Origin of the sequence: Thioclava sp. F36-6, assembly GCF_002020305.1 — a bacterium.
Classification (GTDB): domain Bacteria; phylum Pseudomonadota; class Alphaproteobacteria; order Rhodobacterales; family Rhodobacteraceae; genus Thioclava; species Thioclava sediminum.
The window spans coordinates 1,209,961-1,235,455 of the sequence record NZ_MPZX01000001.1 but is presented as its reverse complement, the minus strand read 5'-3'; the positions used below and the strand labels follow the sequence as shown (position 1 = coordinate 1,235,455).

The window sequence follows — 25,495 nt, the reverse complement described above, 5'->3', positions numbered from 1 at the left end:
ATTTGCGCACAGGGGCGTTGCGCTTCCCGCCGCCTTGCCCATCGCGCTGCAAGACCCATCTCATGCTGCCGAACGTCAAACCCGATGAGAGGCCCGACTAGATGACCGACATGGCTGATACGCTTTTCTCCCCCACGAAACTCGGCGCGATCGAGATCGCCAACCGTTTCGTGATGGCGCCGCTGACCCGCAACCGCGCTCCCGATCTGCATCCGACCGACATGACGGTGGAATATTACCGCCAGCGCGCAGGCGCGGGCCTGATTATCACCGAAGGCACGCAGATCTCGCCGATGGGTCAGGGCTATGCCTGGACGCCGGGCATCTATAACGACGCGCAGGTCGCGGGCTGGAAGAAGGTCACCGAAGCCGTTCATGGCGCTGGCGGCAAGATCGTCGCGCAGATCTGGCACGTGGGCCGGATTTCGGTGCCGCAGCTTCTGGATGGGCGCGACCCGGTCGGCCCCTCCGCGATCTCGGCCGAGGCGAAAACCTTCGACGGTGAAGGCTTCGTCGCGACCACCACGCCCCATGCGCTGACGGTCGAAGAGATCGCCGCCACGGTCGAGGATTACCGCAACGCCGCGCGCAACGCGAAAGCCGCGGGCTTCGATGGCGTCGAGATCCACGCCGCGAATGGCTACCTGATCGACCAGTTCCTGCGCGACACTTCGAACAAACGCGAGGACGAATACGGCGGCGCGATCGAGAACCGCACCCGCTTCCTGCGCGAAGTGGTGGACGCGGTGACCGAAATCCTTGGCGCCGAGCGCGTGGGTATCCGCCTCTCGCCGTGGTCGAACGCGAATAACGTCGGCATCGACAGCAACACGGCCGAGCTGTTCGGTGCGGTGGTCGAGTTCCTCAACACCAAGCGGATGGCCTATGTCCACTTCGTGGAAGGCCAGACCGGCGGGCCGCGCGAATGGCCGGAGGACGGGATCGAGACGCTGCGTGCGAAGTCGAAGGCGCCCTATATCGCGAATAACGGTTACGACAAGGCGATGGCCGAAGCAGCGCTGAAAGAGGGCGCGGCGGCAGTGGCCTTCGGCAAGCTCTTCATCGCGAACCCGGACCTGCCGACGCGCTTCGAGAAGGACGCGCCGCTCAACGCGCCGAACCCGGACACGTTCTACGGCGGCGGCGCTGAGGGCTATACGGATTATCCGTTCCTCGATGGGTAACGCAGGCCAATTTGCCTGCTAAATAGTTAATGCAGGCGTTTTTACTTGCATATCTCCATGCGCAGGCATTACAACCTGCGCATGGCTTATTTTTGTGTCCTTACCGGCGATATCGTCGCCTCGACCCGGCTCTCGGCGTCGGAGCTGAGCGCGGCGCTTGATGCGATCGAGGGCGCGGCGGCAGTACTCCAGCCCGCACTGGGCGACACGGCTTTCGCCCGCAATCGCGGCGATGGTTGGCAGATCGCGATCACCGAGCCGCGCTATCAGGCAAGGCTGGCCGTGCTGATCGAGGCCGAGTTGCGCGCTCTGGGCGAGGCATTCTCGACCCGGATCGCGATTGCCGAGGGTGATGGCACGCTGCCTGCCGATGGCGACCTGAACGGGGCGTCGGGGCCGGTCTTCACCGCCTCGGGCCAACTACTCGATAGCTTGGAGGAGCCGCGCATCGCTCATGCTGCGGGCGGGCCGCTTGGCGCGGCACTGCGGCTGTTCGATCAAATCTCGGAAGACTGGACGCCGGCGCAGGCGCGCGCGATTGCGCCGATGCTGCGCATCAAACCACCGACCCAGACCGCCGCCGCATCCGAGATCGGCATCACCCGGCAATCGCTGGCACAGGCCTTGGCAAGCGCGGCTTACGCGGCCATCGTGGAGGCCCTAGCGATGATCGAGGAGACCCCATGATCGAGACTTTCGCAGCGCTTCTCTTCGCCCATGCCTTCACCGATTTCGCGTTTCAAAGCAGCGACATGGCGGCGAAGAAGGCCGGGCGGGACGGAGCGACTCTGGCCAAGCACATCGCGATCCTCGCGGGGCTGACGCTGTTGGTGGGGCTGCAGCTGAGCTGGGCGCTGATCGGGGTGCTGGCGCTGGTAGCGCTCAGCCATCTCGTGATCGATGTGGCCAAGAGCTTCGCCCCCAATACGCATCCCCTCGCCGCCTTCCTCGGCGATCAAGCCGCTCATCTCGCTGCGACCGGGCTCATCGCCGCCGCCTTCCCGACGTTCTGGGCCAACTCGCTCTGGGCGAACCTCTCATGGCTCCCCGGCGCCCTGACGCTCGCCACCGGGCTTCTGATCACCACCCGCGCGGGTGGTTTCGCGGTGGGGATGCTGATGGCGCAATACGAAAACGACGCCCCGCCTGAGGGGCTGCCCCAGGGCGGGCGGATGATCGGGCTGCTCGAACGCGGGCTGATCTTTCTGCTGGTTCTGGCGGGACAACCCTCCGGCATCGGCTTCCTGATCGCGGCGAAGTCGATCCTGCGCTTCGAGGCGGTTTCCAAGGACGGGGCGAATCCGAAATCCGAATATGTGATCATCGGCACGCTGGCCTCCTTCGGCTGGGCGCTCGCCGCCTCTTACGCCACACTCGCGCTTTTGGGACAGCTTCCGCCCCTTGGAATCCTGCCCGTCCCCGACTAAATTACTCGGTGAAGGAGAGCCCCCATGTTCAACGTCCCCGGACAAGATCCCGTCACCCTGACCGACGCCGCCGTCGCGCAGATCGCCAAGCTGATGTCGCGCGAGGATGCGGCTGGCTTCCGCATCGGCGTGAAGAAAGGGGGCTGCGCGGGCATGGAATACACGATGGAGGTCGCGGCCGAGGCCGGGCCGATGGATATCGTCGTGGAAAAGGGCCCCGCCCGTGTGCTGATCGCGCCGATGGCGCAGATGTTCATGCTGGGCACCGAAATCGACTACGAGACCGGCCTTCTGGAATCGGGCTTCAAGTTCCGCAATCCGAACGTGGTCGACGAATGCGGCTGCGGCGAGTCGATCAAGTTCGCCGATATGGAAGCCCCCCAGACCAACGGCTAAGTCTCGCCCCCGCGCCATTTTGCCCTTTGCGAGCCTGCGCCCCCTGCCCTAATGTCAGGCCCAACGACATCAGGGAGAATAATCGCACATGCGCAAGAAACTGGCCGCCGGCAATTGGAAGATGAACGGGCTCAAGAGCAATCTGGGCGAGGTCACGGCGCTGACCGAAGCGCACCCGTCCCCCGCCTGTGACGTGCTCCTGTGCCCGCCTGCGACGCTGATCGGCGCGATGGCCGAGGCGGCTGGCGGCAAGCTCGCGGTCGGCGGGCAGGATTGCCACATGAACGAGAGCGGCGCGCATACGGGCGACATCTCGGCGCAGATGATTGCGGATGCGGGTGGCTCTTATGTCATCGTCGGCCATTCGGAGCGTCGTGCGGACCACCATGAAAGCGATCTGATCGTGCGCGCCAAGGCCGAGGCGGCGATTGGCGCAGGTCTGATCGCGGTGATCTGTGTGGGCGAAACAGAGGCGCAGCGCGACGGCGAGCAGACGCTCGACGTGATCGGCGAACAGCTTGCGGGCTCCGTCCCCGATGGCGCGACCGCGGCCAATTGCGTGATCGCCTATGAGCCCGTCTGGGCGATCGGCACGGGCCGCACACCGACGCTGGAGCAGATCGCCGAGGTGCATGACTTCATGCGCAACACGCTGGTCGCGCGCTTCGCCGATGAGGGCAACGGGATGCGTCTGCTCTATGGCGGCTCGGTCAAACCCTCCAACGCGGAGGAGATTTTCGCGACCTCCAACGTCGATGGCGCGCTGGTGGGCGGGGCCTCGCTCAAGGCCAGCGATTTCGGCGCGATCATCGCGGCACTGGACGCAAGCTGAGCCAAGTCCCGCTCCGGCCCACGGAGGCCACAGACACAAGGGCCGCGCCGCTTTTCAACGCCGCGCGGCCCACGCAATTTCCCCCGCGCCGCCTTGCGGGCGCCGCCCCGATCTCGTATCACGCGGGCCAAGCTTTCAAGAGGATGACAGATGCGCGCCGAGACGCAGAACACCGTCGAACAGATCCGCAAGTCCCTGACCTTGCTGGGCCAGCGGATGGACCTCGAGACCGCGCCGCACCGGATCGAGGAATTCAACGCGATGATCGAAGACCCCACCCTGTGGGACGATCAGGCGCGCGCGCAGAAACTGATGCGCGACCGGCAGCAACTGATGGACAAGTTCGAAACCTATAACCGGATCAAGCAGGATCTGGAGGACAATGTCGAACTGATCGAGATGGGCGAGATGGAAGACGACGAGGAAGTCGTCTCCGAGGCCGAGGCCTCGCTGGCCGCGCTGAAAGAAACCGCCGCGTCGAAGGAGCTCGAAGCCCTGCTCGACGGTGAGGCGGATGCGAATGACACCTTCCTCGAGATCAACGCGGGCGCGGGTGGTACGGAGGCCTGCGACTGGGCCTCGATGCTGCAGCGGATGTATGTCCGCTGGGCCGAAAAGCGCGGCTACGAGGTCGAGCTGCAATCGGAAGAACCGGGTGCAGAGGCCGGGATCAAATCCTGCGCCTACAAGATTTCCGGCCCCAACGCCTATGGCTGGCTGAAATCGGAATCGGGCGTGCACCGGCTCGTGCGGATTTCGCCCTTCGGCAAGGGCACGCGCGAGACCTCGTTTGCGTCGGTCTGGGTCTATCCGGTGGTCGACGACAATATCGAGATCGAGGTGAACCCCGCCGATATCCGCATCGACACGTTCCGCTCCTCGGGCGCGGGCGGTCAGCACGTCAACACGACCGACTCGGCGGTGCGGATCACCCACCATCCGACCGGCATCGTGGTCACCTCGTCGGAGAAGTCGCAGCACCAGAACCGCGATATCGCGATGAAGGCGCTGAAATCGCGCCTCTATCAGATGGAGCTGGAAAAGCGCACCGCGGCGATCAACGAAGCCCACGAGAACAAGGGCTCGGCCGGCTGGGGCAACCAGATTCGCTCCTACGTGCTGCAGCCCTACCAGATGGTGAAGGACCTGCGCACGCAACACGAAACCTCGGACACGCAGGGCGTGCTCGACGGCGATCTCGACGGGTTCATGGCGGCGACGCTGGCGCTTGGCCTCGAAGGCAAATCCCGCGCCGACGCGCAAGCGGAAAGCTGATCGCGAATGGCGGCGCGGGTTCATATTACCGGCGCCGCGGGTTCGGGCACATCTTCGCTGGGGGAACGTCTGGCCGACCGGCTGGGCGTCACCCATCTCGACACCGATCAGTTCTATTGGGCCGAGAGCGACCCGCCCTACACCGTCAAACGCCGCCCCGCCGAGCGGCTGGCATTGATGGAAGCGGCGAAAGAGCCGGACGGCTGGGTGATCTCCGGCTCGCTCGACGGCTGGGGGGAGCCCGCAATCGCAGGCGCCGACCTGATCGTCTTTCTCACCGCGCCCACACCGATCCGCCTTGCGCGCCTGCGCAAGCGCGAGGCGGCGCGCTTCGGCACGCGCATCCGCAAGGGCGGCGACATGGAGGCCAATCACGGCTCCTTCCTGACCTGGGCTGCGGGCTATGACGATCCCTATTTCTCGGGGCGCTCGCTCAGTCGCCATCACGAATGGCTGGCAGGCCGGTCCGAGCCGGTGCTGGAACTGTCGGGCACGCGACCGCTCGACGAGCTGCTGGCCGAGTGCGTTTCCGCGCTCGGAATGAAACCCTGAACGGTTTTGGCGCGTATCCTCTCCAGTAGCGAGAGGATGAGCACCGTGGAGTTCAAGGACAAACGCATCTGGATCATGGGCGCGAGCTCGGGCATCGGGCAGGCGCTGGCGCGCGAACTGGCCGCGCGCGGGGCGCGACTGGTGCTGTCGGCCCGCTCGGTCGAGCCGCTGGACGCGTTGAAGGCGGAGCTGGGTCAGGGCGAGGTCGTGCCCTGCGACGTGTCCGACCCCGAAAGCCTCGACGATGCGCGCGGCGAGATCCTCACCCACGGGCCGCTGGACGCAATGATCATCACCGCGGCGCTCTACGACCCCGGCCGCGTTGATGAAATCGAGCGCGACGCCGCGCGCAAGCTGGTGGAGGTGAACCTGCTCGGCACGCTGTGGTTCGCGCAGGCTGCGCCGGGATTGCTGCGCAAGGGCGGGCAACTGGTGATCTTCGGCTCGGTCGCGGGGATCTTCGGGCTGCCGAAGGGGCAGCTCTATTCCGCCTCGAAAGCCGCCGTCATCAACCTCGTCGAGAGCCTGCGCGTTGAATATGCCCCCCAGATCGACGTGCGGCTGATCTCTCCCGGTTTCGTGAAGACTCGTCTGACCGAGAAGAACGATTTCGCCATGCCCTTCGTGATCGAAGCCGATGAGGCCGCCCGCCGCATTGCCGACGGGCTGGCCAAGGACCGCTTCGAGACCCACTTCCCCCGTCGCCTCACATGGCAGCTCAAGCTATTGAAACGACTGCCTTATGCGCTTTCGCTGCGGCTGACGAAACGGATGGGCGGCTGAGCCTCGCGGCGACGCAGCGCGCAATTCTCTGGACAGATCACGCCCGCGTGACGCAACGTGAAGTTGCGGGCCTTGGGGAGAGGGCCCTCAGTCAGGGAGAATACACATGCAAACGATCGCGTCGCCGCCCTCCGAGGTGCCGCATATCCGCGACCTTCAGGTCTCGGAAATACCAGACATCCTGAAAGCAGGATGGAACGATTTCAAACGCGCCCCGGCCTTCGGACTGATGTTTTCGGGCTTCTATGTGCTCGGCGGCATCGTGCTCTGGACCGTGTTCGCAGCCCAGGGCGAGGAATGGTGGCTGATCCCCTTCGCGCTCGGCTTTCCGCTGCTCGCGCCCTTTGCCGCGATGGGTCTCTACACCGTCAGTCGCAGGCTGGAAGCTCAAGAGCCACTGGTTTGGCGTGAGGTAATCGCCTGCTGCGTTTCCGAGAAAGATCGCCAGACGCCCTCGATGGCGATGTTGATCCTGATGATGTTCATGTTCTGGGTCTTCGTGGCCCACACTACCTTCGCGCTGTTCATGGGTCTGTCGGCCTTCACCAATATCTCCAGCTCGCCCGAGATCCTGTTCACCGGTAACGGGTTGATGATGCTGACGATAGGCTCCGCGATCGGGGCGGCCTTTGCGGCGATCCTGTTTTCCTTCACCGTGGTCGGCCTGCCGCTGATCATGGACCGTGAGATCGACATCATCACCGCCATCCTCACCTCGATGCGGGCGGTCGCGGCCAACCCGGTCTCGATGGCGATCTGGGGCATGGTGATCGCGGCGAGCCTGTTCATCGGGATGCTGCCGGTCTTCCTTGGCCTGTTCATCGTTTTGCCGGTTCTGGGCCATGCCAGCTGGCACATGTATCGCCGCCTGACGGCCTGAAACCGAGGCGAAGTTTTCCGAGGGGCGCGATTTTCGCGCCCCTTTGTCATGGATTTATTGCAAGGTGGCATATGTGAACATATAGTGAACACATGGCAAAGATGACCCTCGATCAGAAACTGGCGATCCTCTCGGATGCGGCGAAATACGATGCCTCCTGCGCCTCGAGCGGGGGGCAGCGGCGCGACTCGAAGGATGGCAAGGGGATCGGCTCGGTCACAGGGTCTGGCATCTGTCACGCCTATACGCCGGACGGGCGCTGCATCAGCTTGCTGAAAATCCTGATGACGAATTTCTGCATCTACGATTGCGCTTACTGTGTGAACCGGGTCAGTTCGAACGTCACCCGCGCGCGGTTCTCGCCCGAGGAGGTCGTGACCCTCACGCTGGAATTCTACCGCCGCAACTATATCGAGGGGCTGTTCCTGTCGTCCGGCATCATCCGCTCGCCCGATGACACGATGGCCGACATGGTGCGGATTGCGAAGCTCCTGCGGGTCGAGCATAATTTCCGCGGGTACATTCACCTGAAAACCATCCCCGATGCCGCCCCCGAACTTATCGAGGAGGCCGGACTTTACGCCGACCGCCTCTCGATCAATGTCGAGCTGCCGACCGACCGCGCGGTGCAGGACTACGCCCCCGAGAAGGACCCCGCCCAGATCCGGCGCGCAATGGGCGATGTGCGGCTGCTGCGCGACGCCCGCAAGGAGCGCAGCTTCACAGGCAAGCGCCCCCCGAAATTCGCGCCCGCGGGCCAGTCGACCCAGATGATCGTCGGCGCGGACGGGGCAAATGACACGACGATCCTGAAGACCTCGACGCGGCTCTATTCAAGCTATGCGCTCAAGCGCGTCTATTACTCCGCCTTCTCGCCGATCCCGGACAGTTCCGCCGCCCTGCCGCTGATCAAGCCGCCCTTGATGCGCGAGCATCGGCTCTATCAAGCGGATTGGCTGCTGCGCTTCTACGGCTTCGACGTGGACGAGATTTCGCAAGGCACCACCGACGGCAATCTCGATCTGACGGTCGATCCCAAACTCGCCTGGGCGCTGGCGAACCGGCATCTCTTTCCGCTCGACGTGAACCGGGCCGAGCGCGAGATGCTGCTGCGCGTGCCGGGGCTGGGGGTGAAGACGGTGGGTCGGGTGCTGGCGACGCGCCGCCACCGGACGCTGCGCTACGAGGACTTGCGGCGGATGGGGGCGAACCTGAAGCAGGCGAAACCCTTCATCACGCTGTTGGACTGGCATCCGCGCGCGCTGACCGATGCGGCAGACCTGCGCGCCCGCTTCGCCCCGCCGCCGCAGCAATTGCAGCTGTTCTGATGCGCACGATCACCCTGCCCGAGATCGGCACGTTCGAGGCGTGGCGAGACGAGGCTCGCGCGGCTTTGGGCGCGGGCATCCCCCCCGAAGAGCTTCTGTGGCATCGCGGGGCGGGTGAGGCCGATCTCTTCGCGCAGGACGCCCCTACCCCCACGGGCAGCGCAGTCAGTGTGCCGAAAGCGTTTGTCGATCTCGCCCGCCTCGTGATCTGCCATCGCGACCCGGAACGCTTCGCGCGGGCTTACGCGGTGCTCTGGGCGCTGCGATCCGACAAGCGCCTGCTGGAAGACCGTGCCGATCCGCGCATCGACCGGGCGAACCGCATGGCGAAGGAGGTCTCGCGCGACCGCCACAAGATGACCGCCTTCGTGCGTTTCCGCGAGATCGGCGACCCGGACGCCCCGCGCCGCCGCTTCGCCGCGTGGTTCGAGCCCTCGCATTACATCTGCGAACTGACCGCGCCGTTCTTCGTCAAACGCTTCGGCGATATGGACTGGTCGATCTTCACCCCCGATCTGACCGCGCATTTCGAAGCGGGCAAGCTGCGCTTCTCCGAGGGCCAGCCGCGCCCTGACTTGCCCGAGGATGGCGCCGAAGACCTCTGGCGCACCTATTTCCGCAACATCTTCAACCCGGCGCGACTGAAGGTCGGCGCGATGCAATCCGAGATGCCGCGCAAGTATTGGCATAACTTGCCCGAGGCCGGGTTGATCCCCGAGATGATCGCGACCGCGCAGGTGCGCGCCGAAGAGATGGCGGCCAACGCACCCACACTCGCCCCTGCCCGCGCTGGCAAGATCACCGAGCGGCTGGCAAGCGACCGCGCCACCCCGCCGCCCGTGGGCGACCGCGCGGAGCTGCTCGCCGGGCTGAATGGCTGCCGCCGCTGCCCGCTTTGGGAGAACGCCACGCAGCCAGTGCCGGGCGAAGGGCCGCTCGATGCGCCACTGATGATCGTGGGCGAGCAGCCGGGAGATTTCGAGGATCTTGAGGGACGCCCCTTCGTCGGCCCCGCCGGGCAGCTCTTCGACGAGGTGGCAGCACGTGCAGGCCTGTCCCGCGAGCGCGCCTTCCTCACCAACGCGGTGAAGCATTTCAAATTCACTCCGCGCGGCAAGCGGCGCATCCACCAGTCGCCCGACCGGCAGGAAATCCATCACTGTCGCTGGTGGCTCGACCAAGAACGCAGCTTGGTGAAGCCGAAGGCAATCCTCGCGATGGGAGCGACCGCGCTGGAGAGCCTCACCGGGGATCGGCGTGGCCTTCTCAAACGGCGCGGCACGGTGGAGGTGCTCGAGGACGGCACGCCGATGCTGATCACCGTCCATCCATCCTATCTGCTGCGCCTACCCGACATGGAAAAGCCCGCGATGATGCGGGCTTTCGAGGCGGATCTGGCCCGCGCGGCGCAGATGGTGAGCTAAGCCTCAGCCCAGCACGGCAAGGCTCGGGAAGGTCTCCAGCAGCCAGAAGCTGATCGCCGAAAACGCGTTGGTCAGCAGCAATATCCCGACGATGACCAGCAGCGCGCCCATCGTCTTCTCGATGATCCCCATATAGGCCTTGAGCCGGTTCATCACGCCGATCGCGCGCTGGATGAACAGCGCGGCCAGCAGGAACGGGATGCCCAGCCCCAGCGCATAGACCGCCAGTAGCGCCGTCCCGCGCGCCTGATCGCCGCCTTGGGCGGCCAGCGACAGGATCGCGCCCAGTTGCGGGCCGATGCAGGGCGTCCAGCCGAAGGCGAATGCGAGGCCCAGCACGTAAGCACCCAGCGAGGAGCCGCCCCGGTCGCCCGCGTCCAGCCGCGCCTCGCGGTCGAGGATCGGGATACGGAACACCCCGAGGAAATGAAGGCCGAGGATCACGATCACCCCGCCCGCGATCCGTCCGAACAGCACCTGATTGGTCAGGAAGAACCGCCCGAAGGTCGAGGCGGCGAACCCCATGAACAGGAACACCGTCGACAGGCCCAGCACGAAAAACAGCGCCGGGACCACCGCCGAGCGCTTGCCCTCGCGCAGATCGCCCATGCTAACCCCGCCCATATAGGCGAGATAGGGCGGCACGATCGGCAGCACGCAGGGGCTGAGGAATGACAACAGACCCGCAAAAAGCGCCACAAAGGCGGCGGGCAGGAACGCAGCGGAGACGAGATCGATTCCAAACATGTTCTTCCTCTACCCCATTCCTCGCGCGCGGTCACCGGGTCGTGAGATAACAACAGCGTGGACAAATCAGCGCGGGCGCGCGAGAACCTCCGCCATGACGCCCGATATCGAAATCGATGCGAAGGGGCTGCTCTGCCCCCTGCCCGTTCTGCGCCTGCGCAAAGCGCTCGAGTCGGCCGCGCCCGGCGCACTGGTCCAGCTGGTCGCGACCGACGGGGCGAGCTGGATCGACGTGCCGCATTTCTGCGCGCAGACCGGACACGAACTGGTCGAGGCAGAGGATTGGGAAGGCGTGAAGGTCTATCTGGTGCGCAAGGGGTGATGACTCTCGCATTCAGACCGAGCAACTAAGCCCCTTGCCGAGCGCAAAAGCGCGTGCCAATCTCCGGCCATTCTCAGGGCGGGGCGAAATTCCCCACCGGCGGTATGCGGCGAAATCCGCGAGCCCGCGAGCGCCTCGCCGTCGTGCGAGGGTCAGCAGATCAGGTGCGAGGCCTGAGCCGACGGTTACAGTCCGGATGGAAGAGAATATGCAGCCGATCCCATGCCTTAGCGCGTGGGCGCGGACTGCATGTGATCGCCTTGGGTGACGTGTCGCTATGCAAGGAGATTACGATGACACACACCCGTTACGCCTTCATTAAAGCCAATTGGCACGCCGATATCGTCGACCGTGCGCTCGAAGGGTTTCTCGAAGAGATCCCGGAGGCGCAGGTCGATGTCTTCGACGTGCCCGGCGCGTTCGAGCTGCCGATGAAGGCGCAGCAACTGGCCCGCACGGGCCGCTACGGCGCCATCGCGGCGGCGGCGCTGGTCGTCGATGGCGGGATCTATCGCCATGATTTCGTGGCGCAGGCCGTGGTGAATGGCCTGATGCAGGTGGGGCTGGAGACGGGCGTGCCCGTGCTGTCGGTCTCGCTGACCCCGCATCAGTTTCAGGAGACCGATCACCACCGGGCGATCTTTGGCAGCCATTTCGTCGAGAAGGGCCGCGAGGCGGCGCGGGCGGCGCTGCAACTGACCCGCCCGGCTCAGGACCTGGCCGCCTGAGCGCGGAAAACGAAAGAGGAAAACGAAAAAGGCCGGGCGCTCTGCCCGGCCTTTCTCAAATCTGAAGGTGCCTCAGCGGCTCCACCAGCCCCGTTTCTTGGGCTTGGGTGCCTCTTCGGTCATCGTCTCGCCCTCCGTCTCGGTCTCGGCGAAAGCCGGACCACCGGGCAGTTCGACCGGCGCATCAGGCTGCGGCGTTTCCGGCGGCTGCTCGAACGGAGTTTCCGGTTCGGGCGCGGGCGGCGCTTCCGGCGGCACGTCGACAGGGGTTTCCTGCGGCGTGGGCTCAGGCGTCTCGACCGGTGCGTCGGGCTGCGGCGTCTCCTGCGGCTCGGTCGGCGCGTCAGGCTGCGGGGTTTCCGGCGGCTCGGGCGTGTCCGGCGTCTCTGCGACGGGTTCCTCGACCTTCTTGCGCGCGCGGGAGCGACGCTTCGGCTTGGGCGCCTCTTCGGCTGCCTCTGCGGCGTCGGCCTTGACCTCTGCGGCGCTGCCTTCGACGGCGGCTTGCGCATCGGCCTCCGGGTCCACCTTCTTGCGCGACCGCGTGCGACGCTTCGGCTTGGGCGCTTCTTCCTCGGCCTTGGCTTCGGTGCCCTCGACGGGGGCCTCCGCGGTCTCGGCTTCGGCTTTCGGCTCTTCCACCTTCTTGCGGGCGCGCGAGCGGCGCTTGGGCTTCGGCGCTTCTTCCGCGGGCTCAGCCTCGGTCTTCGCGTCGGTTTGTGCCTCGGTCTTGGCCTCGTCCGCCGGAGCTTCTGCCGCATGCGCGGGTTCGGCCTTGGCGGGCGTCTCCTGGCCTTCGGTCACGTCCGAGGACTGATCGCCCGTGGACTGGTCCTTGGCGTTCTGGTCATCCGACGACTGATCGCCGTTCTCCGCGGAGTCGTTATTCTCCCCGTTCTCGCCATTCGACTTCCGGCGACGACGACGACGACGACGCTTCTTCTTCGGCTGCTCCTCGGCGTCGGTCTCGACCTTCTGGGTCTGCTCCTCGGCCTCCGCCTCGGCTTCAACTTCGATCTCCGCCTCGTCCTCGGCGTCGTCGATCTCGGCCATCAGGCTGGCCGAAGCCGACACCACGGGGCTGTCCACTTCCGCGACATTGCGCGTCGCGGTCTTGAACTTCTCGATGGTGAAATCGGGCGAGACGAGTTCCGGCGCGGCTTCGATGCGCACGGACATGCCGTAACGCGCCTCGATCACCGCCACATGTTCGCGCTTGGCGTTCATCAGGTAGTTGGCGACCGCGACGGGGGCACGCACCAGAACCTCGCGGGTCCGTTTGCGGGTGCCCTCTTCCTCGATCGCGCGCAGGACGCTCAGCGCGAGGCTGTCATCGGAGCGGATCAGGCCGGTGCCGTGGCAATGGGCGCAGGGCTGCGTCGTGGATTCGATCATGCCCGGACGCAGGCGTTGGCGGCTCATCTCGAGCAGGCCGAAACCAGAGATGCGGCCGACCTGAATGCGGGCGCGGTCGGTCTTGAGACGCTCCTTCATGCGCTTCTCGACGGCGTTGTTGTTCTTACGCTCGTCCATGTCGATGAAGTCGATCACGATCAGACCGGCGAGGTCGCGCAGGCGCAGCTGGCGGGCCACTTCGTCGGCGGCCTCCAGGTTGGTCTTGAGCGCGGTTTCCTCAATCGAGCCTTCCTTGGTCGCCCGGCCCGAGTTCACGTCGATAGCGACGAGCGCTTCGGTGACGCCGATCACGATGTAACCGCCGGACTTGAGCTGCACGGTCGGGTTGAACATCGAGGCGAGGTAGCTCTCCACCTGATGGCGCGCGAACAGCGGCAGCGACTCGGCGTAGTGCTTCACGTTCTTGGCGTGGCTCGGCATGATCATCTTCATGAAAGCCTTGGCCGCGCGGTAGCCGCGCTCGCCCTCGACGAGAACCTCGTCGATATCCTTGTTATAGAGGTCGCGGATCGATCGTTTGATCAGATCGCCTTCTTCGTAGATCGGCGCCGGCGCGACGGATTTCATCGTCAGGTCGCGGATCTGCTCCCACAGGCGCATCAGGTATTCGTAATCGCGCTTGATCTCGGTCTTGGTGCGCTGCGCACCGGCCGTGCGCACGATCAGGCCCGCGCCCTTCGGCACGTCCAGTTCGCCTGCGATTTCCTTGAGCTTCTTGCGGTCGGCGGCATTTGTAATCTTGCGCGAGATGCCACCACCGCGCGCGGTGTTGGGCATGAGCACGCAGTAGCGGCCTGCCAGCGAGAGGTAGGTGGTCAGCGCCGCGCCCTTGTTGCCGCGCTCTTCCTTGACGACCTGCACCAGCATGATCTGGCGGACCTTGATCACTTCCTGGATCTTGTAGCGGCGCGGACGCGGCTTGCGGGCCGGACGGATTTCTTCTTCGACATCCTCGTCGGCGACGGATTCGATGCCGCTATCGGCCTCGGCAGCGTCATCGCCCGCGTCGTCGTCATCGTCGTCGGAGTCGTCGCTGTCATCCTCGTCGGACGCGGTCTCAGCCGCAGCGGCGGGCTTTTCATCAGCCTCCTGAGCGGGAGCGTCCTCGGCCGGGGCCTCGGTGCTGTCGGTCTGCGCTTCGGCTTTGGTCTCGTCGCTCGACGCATCGGCAGCCTCGCCAGAGGTCTCGCCTTCGGCTTCCGGATCGACGACGCCCATGCCCGGGATCTCGTCCGAGCTGATCACCGCCTCGTCCTGCTTGGCCTTCTCGGCCTTGTTCGACGACCGGCGCGAACGGCGGCGACGCGAAGATTTCGGCTTTTCCTCTTCCGCAGCCGCGGCTTCGGCGAGCTGGCGTTCTTCTTCCAGCAGCGCTTCGCGGTCGGCGACCGGGATCTGGTAGTAATCGGGGTGGATTTCCGCGAAGGCGAGGAAGCCGTGCCGGTTTCCGCCGTAGTCGACGAAGGCCGCCTGCAGCGACGGTTCGACGCGCGTTACTTTCGCGAGATAGATATTTCCGGCGAGCTGCCGTTTGTTGATGGTCTCAAAGTCGAATTCTTCAACCTTGTTGCCGTCCACCACCACGACGCGGGTCTCTTCCGCGTGGGTGGCATCGATAAGCATCTTCTTTGCCATGTAAATCCAATAGGTCAGCCCTTTGCGACCTGCCCGGGGGCGCGGCGCTGTCTTGGGCTGAAACTGTCCTTGAGGCGAGGGTGCGGACATGCGCGCAGACGGCGGTGGCGTGGAGCCTGCCCGTCCTCATCTGCGATATCCCGTCACGCATCATCGCGGTTCTTTCCAAGGCGCGGTCGGCCTTAGCCGCTTGGCGCCCAATTAACGGCCTCCGTCCCGTCAAATGCGGAAGAGGGAGACAAACTTGCGGCCTTTCGGCCAATCGGTTGAGCCGGGGCCCCTTGCGCATCATCTGCGCCGGATCGGCCAAGGCATCAGCGAATTTCGGTGGCTTCACACTTATGGTGTGAAACCGACTGGTTCTGACCATAGCGGCACAGCCTACGGGAACACAATCGAATTTTCGTAAGGGAAGGGTTAATCACACCCCGGTTTCTCGCGATGTTCAGCGATTGGGCAGGCCCGTTCCGGGGTTTTGCCGCCGCAGGCCGAAAAATGCCGCGGCGCGGTGCCATTCAGGCCCGCGCCGCTCACGTCGTCTTGTTCGAATGCCGCCCGCATGCCCCGCACCTAGAGGCGAAGATGCGGGCGCGCGTGTCTTTAAAGGTAATCCGCGCGGGCGAGACCGTATTTGGCCATCTTCTCGTTCAGCGTCCGGCGCGGCAGGCACAGCTCTTCCATCACCGCCGAGATCGAGCCCTTGTGGCGCCGCATCGTATTGTCGATCAGCATCTTTTCGAAACTCTCGACATATTCCTTGAGCGGCTTGCCCTCGGTCGTGATCGCCGCCGGCCCCGTCTCTTCGTCATCGGTCATCAGAAGCGACGCGATCGAGCCCGAGCCACGGCGCGATTGCAGCACCGCGCGTTCGGCCACGTTGATCAGCTGGCGCACATTGCCCGGCCACGGGGCCTGCAGCAGTTGCGCCGCTTCCTGCGCGGTGACTTCCGGCACGTCGCAGCCGTATTCGTCGGCGAATTGCTCGGACATGCGGTTGAACAGCGTCAGGATATCTTCGCCGCGCGCCCGCAGCGGCGGCAAGGTGATCTTCAGCGCGGCGAGGCGGTAATAAAGATCGGGGCGCAGCGCGTCCTCGACCGTCTTGCCCTCGCCGTGGGTGTTGCAGATCGCGACGATCCGCGTCTCCGCCGGCGCGCCCTGATCGTTGATGAATTGCAAGAGCCGCGCCTGCAGCGACTGGCTCAGCGCCTCGACATCCTCGAGGCAGAGCGTGCCGCCGCGCGCCTCTTCCATCAGCGGCAGGCCGCCCTCTTCGACCGGGCCGAACAGCTTGGCCGAGAGCGCTTCCTCAGTCAGCGCGGCACAGCTGACCACGACGAATTTCTTGCCCGCACGCGGGCCCGTCGCGTGCAGCGCATGGGCCACCAGCGTTTTGCCGGTGCCGGTTTCGCCGTCGATCAGAACGTGGCCGTCCGCCTGAGACAGATCGAGAATATCCTCGCGCAGACGCTCCATCGGCTCGGAAGTGCCGATCAGCTTGCCCATCACCTTCTCGCCCTCAGCCAGATCGCGGCGCAGCGCGCGGTTGTCGAGCGTCGTGCGGCGCGCCTGCGTGGCGCGCTTGGCCAGTTCGGTCATCCGATCCGGCGAGAACGGCTTTTCCATGAAGTCCATCGCGCCGAGGCGCATCGCCTCGACCGCCATCGGCACATCGCCGTGGCCGGTGATCATGATGACCGGCAGACCGCTATCGATGCCCATCAGCCGCTTGAGAAAGGCCATCCCGTCCATGCCGGGCATCCGGATGTCGGTGATCACCACGCCCGGCCAATCGGGGCCGATCACTTTCAGCGCGTCTTCGGCGCTGGCATAGGTCTCGGCGTCGAAGCCCGACAGCGCCAGCCATTGGCTGACGGATTGCCGCATATCTTCCTCGTCATCGACGATCGCTACCTTCATTAGTCTTGCCATGTCTTACTCCGCGGCCTTTATGGCCCTGTTCTTGTCCGCCAGGAGGGGCAACTGAACTTCGAACACTGCACCCCCGCTTTCGGAATTATGGGCGGTCAGACGACCCCCGAAATCACTGATGATGGAGGACGAGATCGCGAGGCCCAGCCCCGTCCCTTCCCCCGGTTTCTTCGTGGTCCAGAACGGCTCGAACAGCTTGTCGAGATCCGAAATACCGGGACCGTTATCACGCACGCTCAGCACGGCCGTCTCACCCGAGGTAAGCAACAACTCCACTTGAGGTTCCTCAACCGACTTGGTGGCGTCGAGTGCGTTTCGCAACAGGTTGATGATCACCTGCTCCAGCCGGATGCGGTCCGCCATCACCATAACAGGGCTGCGCGGCATGGTGCGCGAAATGTGCAATTTGCGAATTTTCAGCTGCGGCTCCATCATCGAGAGCGCTTCCGAGAGCGCCACCCGCAGGTCCACCGGCTCGAAGGCCTCGCCGCCCTTGCGGGCATAGGACTTCAGCTGCCGCGTGATCGCGCCCATGCGGCCGATCAGGTCGTCGATGCGCTGGAACGACGACAGCGCCTCCTCGACCCGGGCACGCTGCAACAGCAGTTTCGCGCCTGCCAGATAGGTCTTCATCGCGGCCAGGGGCTGGTTCAATTCGTGGCTCACCGCCGCCGACATTTCCCCCAGAGCCGCGAGTTTCGAGCTTTGCGCGATCGTCTGCTCGGCCACGGCCAGATCCTGCTGCGCCTTCTCGCGCTCGGCGATCTCGCGGCTCAACCGGGTGTTGAGCTGGCGCAGCTCCGCCGATTCCGCGCGCAATTCCTGGCTTTGTCGCCGCGCCCGGCGCGACAGCGCGTAGAAGACCAGCGCCAGCAGGATCGCGAAGCCCATGATCTCGAGCGCGAGCACCGCGTTCACCCGCTCACGCACGGAATCGTAGCTGGTAAAGGCGATCATCTTCCAGCCGCGGAAGGGAATGCGCGCCTCGGTGCGCATCACCGCGCGACCCTTGAGATAGGCGTCGGGCGCGTCATTGGCCCAATCGGCAGTCGCCTGCAGCGCGCGTTCAATCGCGGAGGGGGCCGAGCGCGCGGCCAGCGCCTCCGACATCGTCACCCCGCGCCAGCGCGGCTCGGTCGTCAGGATGATCTTGCCTTCGCTGTCGACCACGGCCAGCGCATCGGAAATCCCGGCCCAGGCGCGTTCGAATTTCGACAGATCCGCCTCGACCACGATCACGCCGACGGGCTTGTTGTTCTGGATGACGGCGCGCGAATAATCGAATTCGGTGCCGCCCGCCTCGGGCTCGTTGAGAGAGAAGATCGTCCCGCGCGAGCGGGTCGCATCGACGAAGAAGGGCGCATTCGGGAAGGGCGTGCCGATCTGCGTGCGATTGGTCGACGCCACCACCCGGCCCTGCATGTCCAACAGCCGGATCGAGGCCACCGCGACCTCTTTCTTGGCCGTGATAAGCTGCGCCGATGCGGTGGAATAATCCGTGGTATCAAGAGCTTGCGTCAGCTCCGGATCGCGCGCGAGCAACAGCGGCACAACGGATGTCCGCTGCAGTTCCGACATGATGTTGCCGGTGTAAAGCGCAAGCCGCAGCTCGGTGCGCACGCGCGTCGTCTCGGTGAAACGCTGGGTCAGCCATTGGTTGGTGATCCACATCACCGCCCCCGCCAGCGCGAGGATCAGCACTACAGCGACGCGCAGCAACCAACGGGCGCGCGGCGAGCGCGCCATGACACCGAGCCCGCCCTCACCTTCGGGCGGCTCGTCAGGTAAAATCGTCGAACGTGTCTGCACGTGCGTCATGCGCGAAGTCTAAGCCAAGGCCCAGAGCGCAACAAGCGCGCGAGATCAGGCGGTTGCCAGCATCCCGCTCAACGCGCGGAAAAGCGCCGCCCCATCGGCGCCACCCTGCGCAGGTTCGATCGCGCGCTCGGGGTGAGGCATCATGCCCAGCACCCGGCGGTTCTCGCTCAGCACGCCCGCGATATCGTCGACGGAGCCGTTGGGGTTCTCGACGTAGCGGAACGCCACGCGGTCCTCGCCCTCGATGCGGGCAAGGCCTTCGGGGTCGATCTGGTAATTGCCGTCATGGTGGGCGACCGGGATCACGATCTCCTGCCCCGCCTCATAGCCCGAGGTATAGGCGCTGTCGGTCGTAGCGACGCGCAGAGCCAGCGGTTTCGAGACGAATTTCAGCCCCGCATTGCGCATCAAGGCGCCCGGCAGCAGCCGCATCTCGGTGAGCACCTGAAAGCCGTTGCAGATGCCGATGACATAGCCGCCCTTGCCTGCGAAATCGGCCACCGCCTGCCCGATGGGCGAGCGCGAGGCGATCGCGCCGCAGCGCAGATAATCGCCATAGGAGAACCCGCCCGGCACACCGATGATGTCGATGCCTTCGGGCAATGCGGTTTCCTTGTGCCAGACCTTGACGACATCCGCCCCGGCTGCCGCGAAGGCCATGCTCAGGTCGCGGTCGCAATTCGATCCGGGGAAGGTGATGACGGCGGCTTTCATGGGTGCAAACTCCTGGCCTTAAGGGTCGAACCTGTCGGGTAAGGCCTGTACGGCCTTCGGCTTGGTACAAATATCCCGGGGGGAATTGGCCGGCAGGCCAAGGGGGGCAGCGCCCCCACCCGACCCGGATCAGGCGATCTCGATGGTGTATTTCTCGATCACGGTATTGGCGAGGAGCTTCTCGCACATTTCCTTCACCTCGGCCTCGGCAGAGGCTGCATCAGTGGCGCTCAGGTCCAGTTCGATCACCTTCCCCTGACGCACGCCTTCGACGCCGCCGAACCCCATATGGCCCAATGCGTGACGGACGGCCTCGCCCTGCGGGTCGAGCACCCCATCCTTCAGCATGACATGAACGCGGGCTTTCATCACGAGCGGTCCTTTCAGTTGATCAGCGTCGGTTTGATCGGCTGGGTATTGGTCGGCAGCACGCCAAGGCGCTTGGCGACTTCGGTATAGGCATCGGTCAGGCTGCCCAGATCGCGGCGGAACACGTCCTTGTCGAGCTTCTGGCCCGTCTTGACGTCCCACAGGCGGCAGCTGTCGGGGCTGATCTCGTCGGCCACGATCAGACGCATGAAATCGCCATCCCAGACGCGGCCGATCTCTATCTTGAAATCGACCAGCTTGATGCCGACGCCGTAGAACACGCCGGTCAGGAAGTCGTTCACGCGCAGCGCAAGCGCAACGATGTCATCGAGGTCCTGCTGGCTCGCCCAACCGAAGGCGATGATATATTCCTCGGGCACGAGCGGATCGCCCAGCTCGTCGTTCTTGTAGCTGTATTCAACGATCGGACGCGGCAGCGGCGTGCCCTCTTCCATGCCCAGACGCTTCGCAATCGAACCGGCGGCGAAGTTGCGCACGATCACCTCGAGCGGCACGATCTCCACCTGACGGATCAACTGCTCGCGCATGTTGAGCCGTTTGATGAAGTGGTTCGGCACCCCGATATTGGTCAGGCCGGTCATGAAATACTCGGACAGGCGGTTGTTGAGCACGCCCTTGCCTTCGATCACGTCCTTTTTCTGAGCGTTGAAGGCGGTCGCGTCGTCCTTGAAATACTGGACCAGCGTTCCGGGCTCGGGGCCTTCATACAGAACCTTCGCCTTGCCTTCGTAGATCTTCTTGCGCCGGGGTGCCATCGCGTCTCCGTTCTCACTTGGCGCGGCGGTGCCAGGGCCTGCGCCGCATGCCCTCAGGAATGCCGCGCCCGCCCCTGCGCGCCGTCCGCGAAAGGGTGTTGCCCGCCCTATAGGACAAGCCCGCGAGTCTCGCAAGGTAAAGCGCACGCCACTTCACGCAGATGCACAGCCCCGTCAAACCGGCCAAAACGCGGCCCTTTCCTCTTGCGGCGCACGCCGTGCATGTGCATATCGGAGGTAACGGAGACTTTACCGGGAGGGACGTGGGCCATGACCACCTTCGACGATCGCGAAAACGCCTATGAGAACAAGTTCGCGCATGATGCCGAGCTGCAGTTCAAGGCCGATGCCCGCTGCAACAAGATGCTGGGCCAATGGGCCGCAGAGCTTCTGGGCAAAACCGGCCCCGAGGCCGATGCCTATGTCCGCGAGGTCGTGACCTCCGATTTCGAGGAAGCGGGCCACGAAGACGTGTACCGCAAGCTCTCGGGCGATCTCGGCGACAAGGCCGATGAACAAACGATCCGCGCGAAGATGGCCGAATGCATGGCCGAGGCGCGCCGTCAGGTGGTCGACGAGGCCGAGTGAGCCCTCGCCGATGACGCAGATTGAAAGGCCGGATGCCGAGCGCGTCCGGCCTTTTGCATTTCAGTCCGAGATTGCAGCGCCTTCATCAAGAACATGAAGGAAACGAATTTGCCAATTCCCGCCTGTCATGGCAGGAGAAACTCAACCGCCGCGCCCGACGCGGCCCTTTGCATTTGACGAGGCCCTTATGACCGCCCCGAAAACCGACGCGCTGAGCCGCCTTCTGGAAACCCGCGATTGGCTGATGGCCGATGGCGCGACCGGCACCAACCTGTTCAACATGGGGCTGGCCTCGGGCGATGCGCCGGAACTGTGGAATGCCGACGAGCCCGCGAAGATCGCGAAGCTCTATTCGCTGGCCGTCGAAGCGGGCTCGGACCTGTTTCTCACCAACAGCTTCGGCGGCAATGCCTCGCGGCTGAAACTGCACAGCGCGCAGAACCGCGTGCGCGAGCTCAACCGCCTCGCCGCCGAGATCGGCCGCGACGTGGCCGACAAGCAGACGCGCCCCGTGATCGTTGCGGGCTCGATGGGCCCGACCGGCGAGATTTTCGCGCCGATGGGCACGCTGACGCATGAGTTGGCGGTCGAGATGTTCCACGAACAGGCCGAGGGTCTGAAAGAGGGCGGCGCTGATATCCTCTGGGTCGAGACGATCTCGGCGCAGGAAGAATACAAGGCCGCCGCCGAGGCCTGCCATCTGGCGGGCATGCCCTGGTGCGGCACGATGAGCTTCGACACCGCAGGCCGCACGATGATGGGCCTGACCTCGCAGGCGATGGTCTCGATGGTCGAAAAGCTGGCCCACCCGCCGCTGGCCTTCGGCGCGAATTGCGGCGTCGGCGCGTCCGACCTGCTGCGCACCGTTCTGGGCTTTGCCGCGACCGGGACCGAGCGCCCGATCATCGCCAAGGGCAATGCGGGTATCCCGAAATATGTCGACGGTCACATCCATTACGACGGCACGCCCGAACTGATGGCGGAATATGCGGTGATGGCGCGCGATTGCGGCGCGACGATCATCGGCGGCTGCTGCGGCACGATGGCCGAGCATCTGGTGGCGATGCGCGAGGCGCTGGAGACGCGTCCGCGCGGCGAGCGCCCGACGCTCGATCAGATCTCCTCGGTTCTGGGTGGGTTCTCGTCGGAGGATGACGGGCTGAGCGGCGATGCGCCCAAGCGCGAACGCCGGGGCCGTCGCCGCAGCTAAGCGCGGCTTGAGGGGCTCTGCCCCTCGGCCTTGCGGCCTCACCCCGGGATATTTGAACCAACACGAAGGAAGGGCCGGGGTTTCCCGGCGGATGGAGCATGCGCGCGTCTCAGACGAGATCAGAACAGTTCGAGCTGATCGCCCGGCCGGGGCGGTACGCAGAACTGCGTCACGTCGAGATCGGGCAGATGACGCGAGAAGCCCAGCCGCTTGCAGCTCAGCTTGAACCGCTGCTGCAAGAGTTCCGCCATCTCGCCCTCGCCCTTCATCCGCTCGCCGAAGCGCGGATCGTTGAGCTTGCCGCCGCGCATGTCGCGGATCCGGCCCAGCACCTTCTCGACCTTGCCGGGGTGATGCCGCTCCATCCAGTCGGCGAAAAGCGGCGCCACCTCATGCGGCAGCCGCACCGGCATCATCGATGCGGCCTTGGCCCCTGCCCTGCGCGCCTCGGTCAGGATCGCTTCCAGCTCGTGATCGGTGAGCCCCGGGATCATCGGCGCGGCCATCACGCGCACCGGGATACCGGCACGCGACAATTCGCGGATCATGCGGATACGCGTCGGCGGGCTGGGCGCGCGCGGCTCCAGATCGCGGGCGAGTTTGGCGTCGAGCGTCGTGACCGACACGCCAACCTGCGCCAATCCGGCCTCGGCCATCGGCGCGAGGATGTCGAGATCGCGCAGAATGGTCGAGCCGCGGGTGACGATGGAGACCGGGTGGCGATAGGCCTGCAGCACTTCCAGCACGGCGCGCATGATCTCCATCTTGCGCTCGAGCGGCTGGTAGGGATCGGTATTCGTCCCGATGGCGAGCACATTCGGACGGTAGCTTTTCTTGCGCAGCTCGTCTTCGAGCACTTGCGGCGCCTCGGGCCGTGCGATCAGCCGGGTCTCGAAATCCAAGCCCGCCGAGAGGCCGAGATAGCCGTGACTGGGCCGCGCGAAGCAGTAGATGCAGCCATGCTCGCAGCCGCGATATGGGTTGAGCGAGCGCTCGAAGGGCACATCGGGCGACTGGTTGCGGGTGATAACGGAGCGGGGACGCTCCACCGAAACCTCGGTGCGCGTCAGGCGCTCCTCTTCGGGGATGTCCCAGCCGTCATGCTCGGGCGCGCGGGCGAAGGGCTCGAACCGGCCTACGGGGCGCGCCGCGGCACCGCGCGCGCGCAGACGCTCGGACGGGGTCGCGGGGGGAAGATCGAATGGCAGACTCATGCCCGGAATTTAGAACGAAATGAGAACATTTGCCAAGTAGAGTCCGAATGCGGACCTACCAACACCATGCGAGGTCGGACAAAACACCGCGCATGTCGCAAATCGCCAAGACTTGACGGGGCCACGGCCTCACCACAGGGTAACACCGGCTAGCAGGAGACTATTGGACATGGCCGAAGACGACGACGATATCATCCTTTCGGAACTCGACGACGACGAGCTCACCGCGCAGATGATGGATGACCTCTATGACGGTCTCAAGGAAGAGATCGAAGAGGCCACCCGGATCCTGCTCGATCGCGGCTGGACGCCGTATGACATTCTGACCAAGGCCCTCGTCGCGGGCATGACCATCGTGGGCAACGACTTCCGCGACGGTATCCTGTTCGTGCCGGAAGTGCTGCTGGCGGCGAATGCGATGAAGGGCGGCATGGCCATCCTCAAGCCGCTGCTGGTCGAGACCGGCGCGCCGCGCATGGGCAAGATGGTCATCGGGACGGTGAAGGGCGATATCCACGATATCGGCAAGAACCTCGTTGCGATGATGATGGAAGGCGCAGGTTTCGAGATCGTCGATCTGGGGATCAACAACCCGGTCGAGAACTACCTCGAAGCGATCGCCCGCGAAGAGGCCGACATCCTCGGCATGTCTGCGCTGCTGACCACCACGATGCCCTATATGAAGGTCGTGATCGACACGATGAAGGAACAGGGCATCCGCGACGATTACATCGTTCTGGTGGGCGGTGCGCCGCTCAACGAGGAATTCGGCAAGGCGATCGGTGCCGACGCCTATTGCCGCGACGCCGCCGTGGCGGTGGAAACGGCGAAGGATTTCATCGCTCGCAAGCACAACCAGATGAGCGCCTGATCGCCGATCGCGCGCGCATCTTGGCTGATATTCATGGAGAAGGCCCCGATTTTTTCATCGGGGCCTTTTCATGTGCGCTCCCCCGCCCCATACTTGAAGAGAAGGGGGAAACGAGACATGCCGCTGCCACATTTTCTGCTGCTGATCCTGTTTGTGATCGTTCTGGCGGGCTTGACGATCTGGGCCTTTGCCGCGTCGGGCGTGCCGATGGCGATGCTTGGGCTGATGGTTCTCGTCGCAGCAGGCGTTGCCCGGATGATGGCACGGGTGGAATGACCGCCCAGAAAGCTGCCTCGCTTCCCGGCGACACGACCTTATCCGAAAATGGTTTAGCTCCCGAGGGGTCGGGGCGTCTTCTGCTGATCGCCTGCGGGGCGCTCGCGCGCGAAATTCTCGCGCTTAAACGGATCAATGGCTGGGACCACATCGACCTGACCTGCCTGCCCGCCAATCTGCACCTATACCCCGAGAAGATCACCGCCGCCGTCGAAGAGGCGGTGCTGCGCTATCGCGACCAATATGACGATCTCTTCGTGGTCTATGCCGATTGCGGCACGGGCGGGCAATTGTTGGAAAAGTGCAAGTCTTTGGGGGTCGAGATGGTCGAAGGCCCCCATTGTTATTCGTTTTTTGAAGGTAACGCGGCCTTTGCCGAAACCGCCGAGGACGAGATCACGGCCTTCTACCTCACCGATTTCCTCACCCGGCAGTTCGACGCTTTCGTCTGGAAGCCGATGGGCTTCGACCGCCACCCGGAACTGATCCCGATGATGTTCGGCAATTACGACCGGCTGATATATCAGGCCCAGACCGACGATCCCGCGCTCGACGCGAAGGCGCGTGAGGCCGCGGAGCGGCTCGGCCTGCGCTATGAGCGGCGCTTTACGGGCTATGGCGATCTGGCCACCAGTCTCGCCAAATTTGCCGCGAAATCGGGCAATCCGGCTTAATCCTCTTTGAATTTTTCTTAAAACCCGACCCGCGGGGCTTGGCATCGCTACGTCACCCGGGTATTGGCTTCGCCAAATCTCACATCCCTCCGGCCCGCCCCTCCCCGGTCGCGGGCCTTTCTAA

26 protein-coding genes and 1 riboswitch are annotated in these 25,495 nt (G+C 64.7%); of the genes, 18 read left to right on the top strand and 8 right to left on the bottom strand.

The genetic code is table 11. The features are described from left to right. The first annotated feature begins 110 nt into the window (after window positions 1-110). From BMI88_RS05695 to BMI88_RS05645, 11 genes are all read left to right on the top strand, one after another. A complete protein-coding gene (locus BMI88_RS05695; RefSeq protein WP_078547302.1) occupies window positions 111-1,184 on the top strand; it encodes an alkene reductase in 1,074 nt (357 codons plus the stop codon). Window positions 1,185-1,265: 81 nt separating this feature from the next. Further along, entirely contained in the window at window positions 1,266-1,871 is a 606-nt protein-coding gene (locus BMI88_RS05690; protein ID WP_146673478.1) for a MarR family transcriptional regulator, read from the top strand. Beyond that, window positions 1,868-2,611: a DUF3307 domain-containing protein gene (locus BMI88_RS05685; RefSeq protein ID WP_078546733.1), complete on the top strand. Its 744-nt coding sequence runs from the start codon at window positions 1,868-1,870 to the stop codon at window positions 2,609-2,611. The genes BMI88_RS05690 and BMI88_RS05685 overlap by 4 nt, the downstream gene beginning before the upstream one ends. 24 nt (window positions 2,612-2,635) lie before the next feature. Further along, window positions 2,636-3,007 carry an iron-sulfur cluster assembly accessory protein gene (locus tag BMI88_RS05680; protein WP_075774555.1) on the top strand — a complete coding sequence of 124 codons (372 nt, stop codon included), beginning with the start codon at window positions 2,636-2,638 and terminating at the stop codon, window positions 3,005-3,007. An 88-nt stretch (window positions 3,008-3,095) separates the two neighbouring features. Next, window positions 3,096-3,839 (top strand): triose-phosphate isomerase, encoded by a 744-nt coding sequence (gene tpiA / locus BMI88_RS05675; RefSeq protein ID WP_078546731.1) that lies wholly within the window; start codon window positions 3,096-3,098, stop codon window positions 3,837-3,839. Window positions 3,840-3,989: 150 nt separating this feature from the next. After that, window positions 3,990-5,114, top strand: a complete 1,125-nt coding sequence (gene prfB, locus BMI88_RS05670; RefSeq protein ID WP_078539462.1) for a peptide chain release factor 2 — start codon at window positions 3,990-3,992, stop codon at window positions 5,112-5,114. A 6-nt stretch (window positions 5,115-5,120) separates the two neighbouring features. After that, window positions 5,121-5,666 carry an AAA family ATPase gene (locus tag BMI88_RS05665; RefSeq protein WP_078546729.1) on the top strand — a complete coding sequence of 182 codons (546 nt, stop codon included), beginning with the start codon at window positions 5,121-5,123 and terminating at the stop codon, window positions 5,664-5,666. A 36-nt stretch (window positions 5,667-5,702) separates the two neighbouring features. Continuing rightward, on the top strand, window positions 5,703-6,449 hold the full coding sequence (locus BMI88_RS05660; protein WP_078546727.1) for an SDR family NAD(P)-dependent oxidoreductase: 747 nt from the start codon (window positions 5,703-5,705) through the stop codon (window positions 6,447-6,449). 106 nt (window positions 6,450-6,555) lie between these two features. After that, window positions 6,556-7,329, top strand: coding sequence for a DUF2189 domain-containing protein (locus BMI88_RS05655; protein ID WP_078546725.1), 774 nt, complete (start codon window positions 6,556-6,558; stop codon window positions 7,327-7,329). 92 nt (window positions 7,330-7,421) lie between these two features. Next, on the top strand, window positions 7,422-8,657 hold the full coding sequence (locus tag BMI88_RS05650) for a putative DNA modification/repair radical SAM protein (RefSeq protein ID WP_078546723.1): 1,236 nt from the start codon (window positions 7,422-7,424) through the stop codon (window positions 8,655-8,657). Beyond that, entirely contained in the window at window positions 8,657-10,081 is a 1,425-nt protein-coding gene (locus tag BMI88_RS05645; protein WP_078546721.1) for a UdgX family uracil-DNA binding protein, read from the top strand. The genes BMI88_RS05650 and BMI88_RS05645 overlap by 1 nt, the downstream gene beginning before the upstream one ends. A 3-nt stretch (window positions 10,082-10,084) precedes the next feature. Here BMI88_RS05645 and BMI88_RS05640 read toward each other — a convergent pair whose 3' ends face one another. Beyond that, window positions 10,085-10,828 carry a cytochrome c biogenesis protein CcdA gene (locus BMI88_RS05640; RefSeq protein ID WP_078546719.1) on the bottom strand — a complete coding sequence of 248 codons (744 nt, stop codon included), beginning with the start codon at window positions 10,826-10,828 and terminating at the stop codon, window positions 10,085-10,087. A 94-nt stretch (window positions 10,829-10,922) separates the two neighbouring features. On the opposite strand from BMI88_RS05640, the gene BMI88_RS05635 reads away from it, so the two are divergent. Continuing rightward, window positions 10,923-11,150 carry a sulfurtransferase TusA family protein gene (locus tag BMI88_RS05635; protein ID WP_078519357.1) on the top strand — a complete coding sequence of 76 codons (228 nt, stop codon included), beginning with the start codon at window positions 10,923-10,925 and terminating at the stop codon, window positions 11,148-11,150. A gap of 65 nt (window positions 11,151-11,215) precedes the next feature. Beyond that, window positions 11,216-11,362, top strand: a riboswitch (FMN riboswitch). A gap of 81 nt (window positions 11,363-11,443) precedes the next feature. Continuing rightward, the gene (locus tag BMI88_RS05630; RefSeq protein WP_078546717.1) at window positions 11,444-11,878 is read left to right on the top strand and encodes a 6,7-dimethyl-8-ribityllumazine synthase; all 435 of its coding nucleotides are present in this window, start codon (window positions 11,444-11,446) and stop codon (window positions 11,876-11,878) included. 72 nt (window positions 11,879-11,950) lie between these two features. Here BMI88_RS05630 and BMI88_RS05625 read toward each other — a convergent pair whose 3' ends face one another. The 6 genes from BMI88_RS05625 to purC form a co-directional block, all read right to left on the bottom strand. Beyond that, complete coding sequence (locus BMI88_RS05625) at window positions 11,951-14,929, bottom strand: Rne/Rng family ribonuclease (RefSeq protein ID WP_078546715.1); 2,979 nt, start codon at window positions 14,927-14,929, stop codon at window positions 11,951-11,953. A gap of 600 nt (window positions 14,930-15,529) precedes the next feature. Next, window positions 15,530-16,861: a sigma-54 dependent transcriptional regulator gene (locus BMI88_RS05620; protein WP_078539470.1), complete on the bottom strand. Its 1,332-nt coding sequence runs from the start codon at window positions 16,859-16,861 to the stop codon at window positions 15,530-15,532. Between the two features lie 3 nt (window positions 16,862-16,864). Continuing rightward, window positions 16,865-18,607: an ATP-binding protein gene (locus BMI88_RS05615; RefSeq protein ID WP_078539471.1), complete on the bottom strand. Its 1,743-nt coding sequence runs from the start codon at window positions 18,605-18,607 to the stop codon at window positions 16,865-16,867. Window positions 18,608-18,724: 117 nt separating this feature from the next. After that, window positions 18,725-19,393, bottom strand: a complete 669-nt coding sequence (purQ, locus tag BMI88_RS05610; protein ID WP_078546713.1) for a phosphoribosylformylglycinamidine synthase subunit PurQ — start codon at window positions 19,391-19,393, stop codon at window positions 18,725-18,727. 129 nt (window positions 19,394-19,522) lie between these two features. After that, window positions 19,523-19,762, bottom strand: a complete 240-nt coding sequence (gene purS / locus BMI88_RS05605) for a phosphoribosylformylglycinamidine synthase subunit PurS (RefSeq protein ID WP_078539473.1) — start codon at window positions 19,760-19,762, stop codon at window positions 19,523-19,525. Between the two features lie 14 nt (window positions 19,763-19,776). Next, a complete protein-coding gene (gene purC / locus BMI88_RS05600) occupies window positions 19,777-20,538 on the bottom strand; it encodes a phosphoribosylaminoimidazolesuccinocarboxamide synthase (RefSeq protein WP_078539474.1) in 762 nt (253 codons plus the stop codon). 270 nt (window positions 20,539-20,808) lie between these two features. On the opposite strand from purC, the gene BMI88_RS05595 reads away from it, so the two are divergent. Continuing rightward, window positions 20,809-21,126 (top strand): DUF1476 domain-containing protein, encoded by a 318-nt coding sequence (locus BMI88_RS05595; protein ID WP_078519365.1) that lies wholly within the window; start codon window positions 20,809-20,811, stop codon window positions 21,124-21,126. Between the two features lie 187 nt (window positions 21,127-21,313). Then, window positions 21,314-22,336, top strand: coding sequence for a betaine--homocysteine S-methyltransferase (gene bmt / locus BMI88_RS05590; protein ID WP_078546711.1), 1,023 nt, complete (start codon window positions 21,314-21,316; stop codon window positions 22,334-22,336). Window positions 22,337-22,455: 119 nt separating this feature from the next. Here bmt and BMI88_RS05585 read toward each other — a convergent pair whose 3' ends face one another. Continuing rightward, window positions 22,456-23,550: a PA0069 family radical SAM protein gene (locus BMI88_RS05585; protein ID WP_078546709.1), complete on the bottom strand. Its 1,095-nt coding sequence runs from the start codon at window positions 23,548-23,550 to the stop codon at window positions 22,456-22,458. Window positions 23,551-23,719: 169 nt separating this feature from the next. Here BMI88_RS05585 and BMI88_RS05580 point away from each other — a divergent pair, with 169 nt between their 5' ends. The 3 genes from BMI88_RS05580 to BMI88_RS05575 all read left to right on the top strand — a co-directional run bounded on the left by BMI88_RS05580 (window position 23,720) and on the right by BMI88_RS05575 (window position 25,371). Further along, complete coding sequence (locus tag BMI88_RS05580) at window positions 23,720-24,421, top strand: B12-binding domain-containing protein (RefSeq protein WP_078546707.1); 702 nt, start codon at window positions 23,720-23,722, stop codon at window positions 24,419-24,421. Window positions 24,422-24,538: 117 nt separating this feature from the next. Then, a complete protein-coding gene (locus BMI88_RS19725) occupies window positions 24,539-24,697 on the top strand; it encodes a hypothetical protein (protein ID WP_165756922.1) in 159 nt (52 codons plus the stop codon). Beyond that, window positions 24,694-25,371, top strand: coding sequence for a DUF1638 domain-containing protein (locus BMI88_RS05575; protein ID WP_078546705.1), 678 nt, complete (start codon window positions 24,694-24,696; stop codon window positions 25,369-25,371). Before BMI88_RS19725 ends, BMI88_RS05575 begins: the two co-directional genes overlap by 4 nt. Window positions 25,372-25,495: the final 124 nt, after the last annotated feature.

Bases quoted from the DNA above. Each gene is read 5' to 3' on its own strand.
- BMI88_RS05695 (WP_078547302.1), top strand. From the start codon at position 111: ATGGCTGATACGCTTTTCTCCCCCACGAAACTCGGCGCGATCGAGATC.
- BMI88_RS05690 (WP_146673478.1), top strand. From the start codon at position 1,266: ATGGCTTATTTTTGTGTCCTTACCGGCGATATCGTCGCCTCGACCCGG.
- BMI88_RS05685 (WP_078546733.1), top strand. From the start codon at position 1,868: ATGATCGAGACTTTCGCAGCGCTTCTCTTCGCCCATGCCTTCACCGAT.
- BMI88_RS05680 (WP_075774555.1), top strand. From the start codon at position 2,636: ATGTTCAACGTCCCCGGACAAGATCCCGTCACCCTGACCGACGCCGCC.
- tpiA (WP_078546731.1), top strand. From the start codon at position 3,096: ATGCGCAAGAAACTGGCCGCCGGCAATTGGAAGATGAACGGGCTCAAG.
- prfB (WP_078539462.1), top strand. From the start codon at position 3,990: ATGCGCGCCGAGACGCAGAACACCGTCGAACAGATCCGCAAGTCCCTG.
- BMI88_RS05665 (WP_078546729.1), top strand. From the start codon at position 5,121: ATGGCGGCGCGGGTTCATATTACCGGCGCCGCGGGTTCGGGCACATCT.
- BMI88_RS05660 (WP_078546727.1), top strand. From the start codon at position 5,703: ATGAGCACCGTGGAGTTCAAGGACAAACGCATCTGGATCATGGGCGCG.
- BMI88_RS05655 (WP_078546725.1), top strand. From the start codon at position 6,556: ATGCAAACGATCGCGTCGCCGCCCTCCGAGGTGCCGCATATCCGCGAC.
- BMI88_RS05650 (WP_078546723.1), top strand. From the start codon at position 7,422: ATGGCAAAGATGACCCTCGATCAGAAACTGGCGATCCTCTCGGATGCG.
- BMI88_RS05645 (WP_078546721.1), top strand. From the start codon at position 8,657: ATGCGCACGATCACCCTGCCCGAGATCGGCACGTTCGAGGCGTGGCGA.
- BMI88_RS05640 (WP_078546719.1), bottom strand. From the start codon at position 10,828: ATGTTTGGAATCGATCTCGTCTCCGCTGCGTTCCTGCCCGCCGCCTTT.
- BMI88_RS05635 (WP_078519357.1), top strand. From the start codon at position 10,923: ATGACGCCCGATATCGAAATCGATGCGAAGGGGCTGCTCTGCCCCCTG.
- BMI88_RS05630 (WP_078546717.1), top strand. From the start codon at position 11,444: ATGACACACACCCGTTACGCCTTCATTAAAGCCAATTGGCACGCCGAT.
- BMI88_RS05625 (WP_078546715.1), bottom strand. From the start codon at position 14,929: ATGGCAAAGAAGATGCTTATCGATGCCACCCACGCGGAAGAGACCCGC.
- BMI88_RS05620 (WP_078539470.1), bottom strand. From the start codon at position 16,861: ATGGCAAGACTAATGAAGGTAGCGATCGTCGATGACGAGGAAGATATG.
- BMI88_RS05615 (WP_078539471.1), bottom strand. From the start codon at position 18,607: ATGGCGCGCTCGCCGCGCGCCCGTTGGTTGCTGCGCGTCGCTGTAGTG.
- purQ (WP_078546713.1), bottom strand. From the start codon at position 19,393: ATGAAAGCCGCCGTCATCACCTTCCCCGGATCGAATTGCGACCGCGAC.
- purS (WP_078539473.1), bottom strand. From the start codon at position 19,762: ATGAAAGCCCGCGTTCATGTCATGCTGAAGGATGGGGTGCTCGACCCG.
- purC (WP_078539474.1), bottom strand. From the start codon at position 20,538: ATGGCACCCCGGCGCAAGAAGATCTACGAAGGCAAGGCGAAGGTTCTG.
- BMI88_RS05595 (WP_078519365.1), top strand. From the start codon at position 20,809: ATGACCACCTTCGACGATCGCGAAAACGCCTATGAGAACAAGTTCGCG.
- bmt (WP_078546711.1), top strand. From the start codon at position 21,314: ATGACCGCCCCGAAAACCGACGCGCTGAGCCGCCTTCTGGAAACCCGC.
- BMI88_RS05585 (WP_078546709.1), bottom strand. From the start codon at position 23,550: ATGAGTCTGCCATTCGATCTTCCCCCCGCGACCCCGTCCGAGCGTCTG.
- BMI88_RS05580 (WP_078546707.1), top strand. From the start codon at position 23,720: ATGGCCGAAGACGACGACGATATCATCCTTTCGGAACTCGACGACGAC.
- BMI88_RS19725 (WP_165756922.1), top strand. From the start codon at position 24,539: ATGCCGCTGCCACATTTTCTGCTGCTGATCCTGTTTGTGATCGTTCTG.
- BMI88_RS05575 (WP_078546705.1), top strand. From the start codon at position 24,694: ATGACCGCCCAGAAAGCTGCCTCGCTTCCCGGCGACACGACCTTATCC.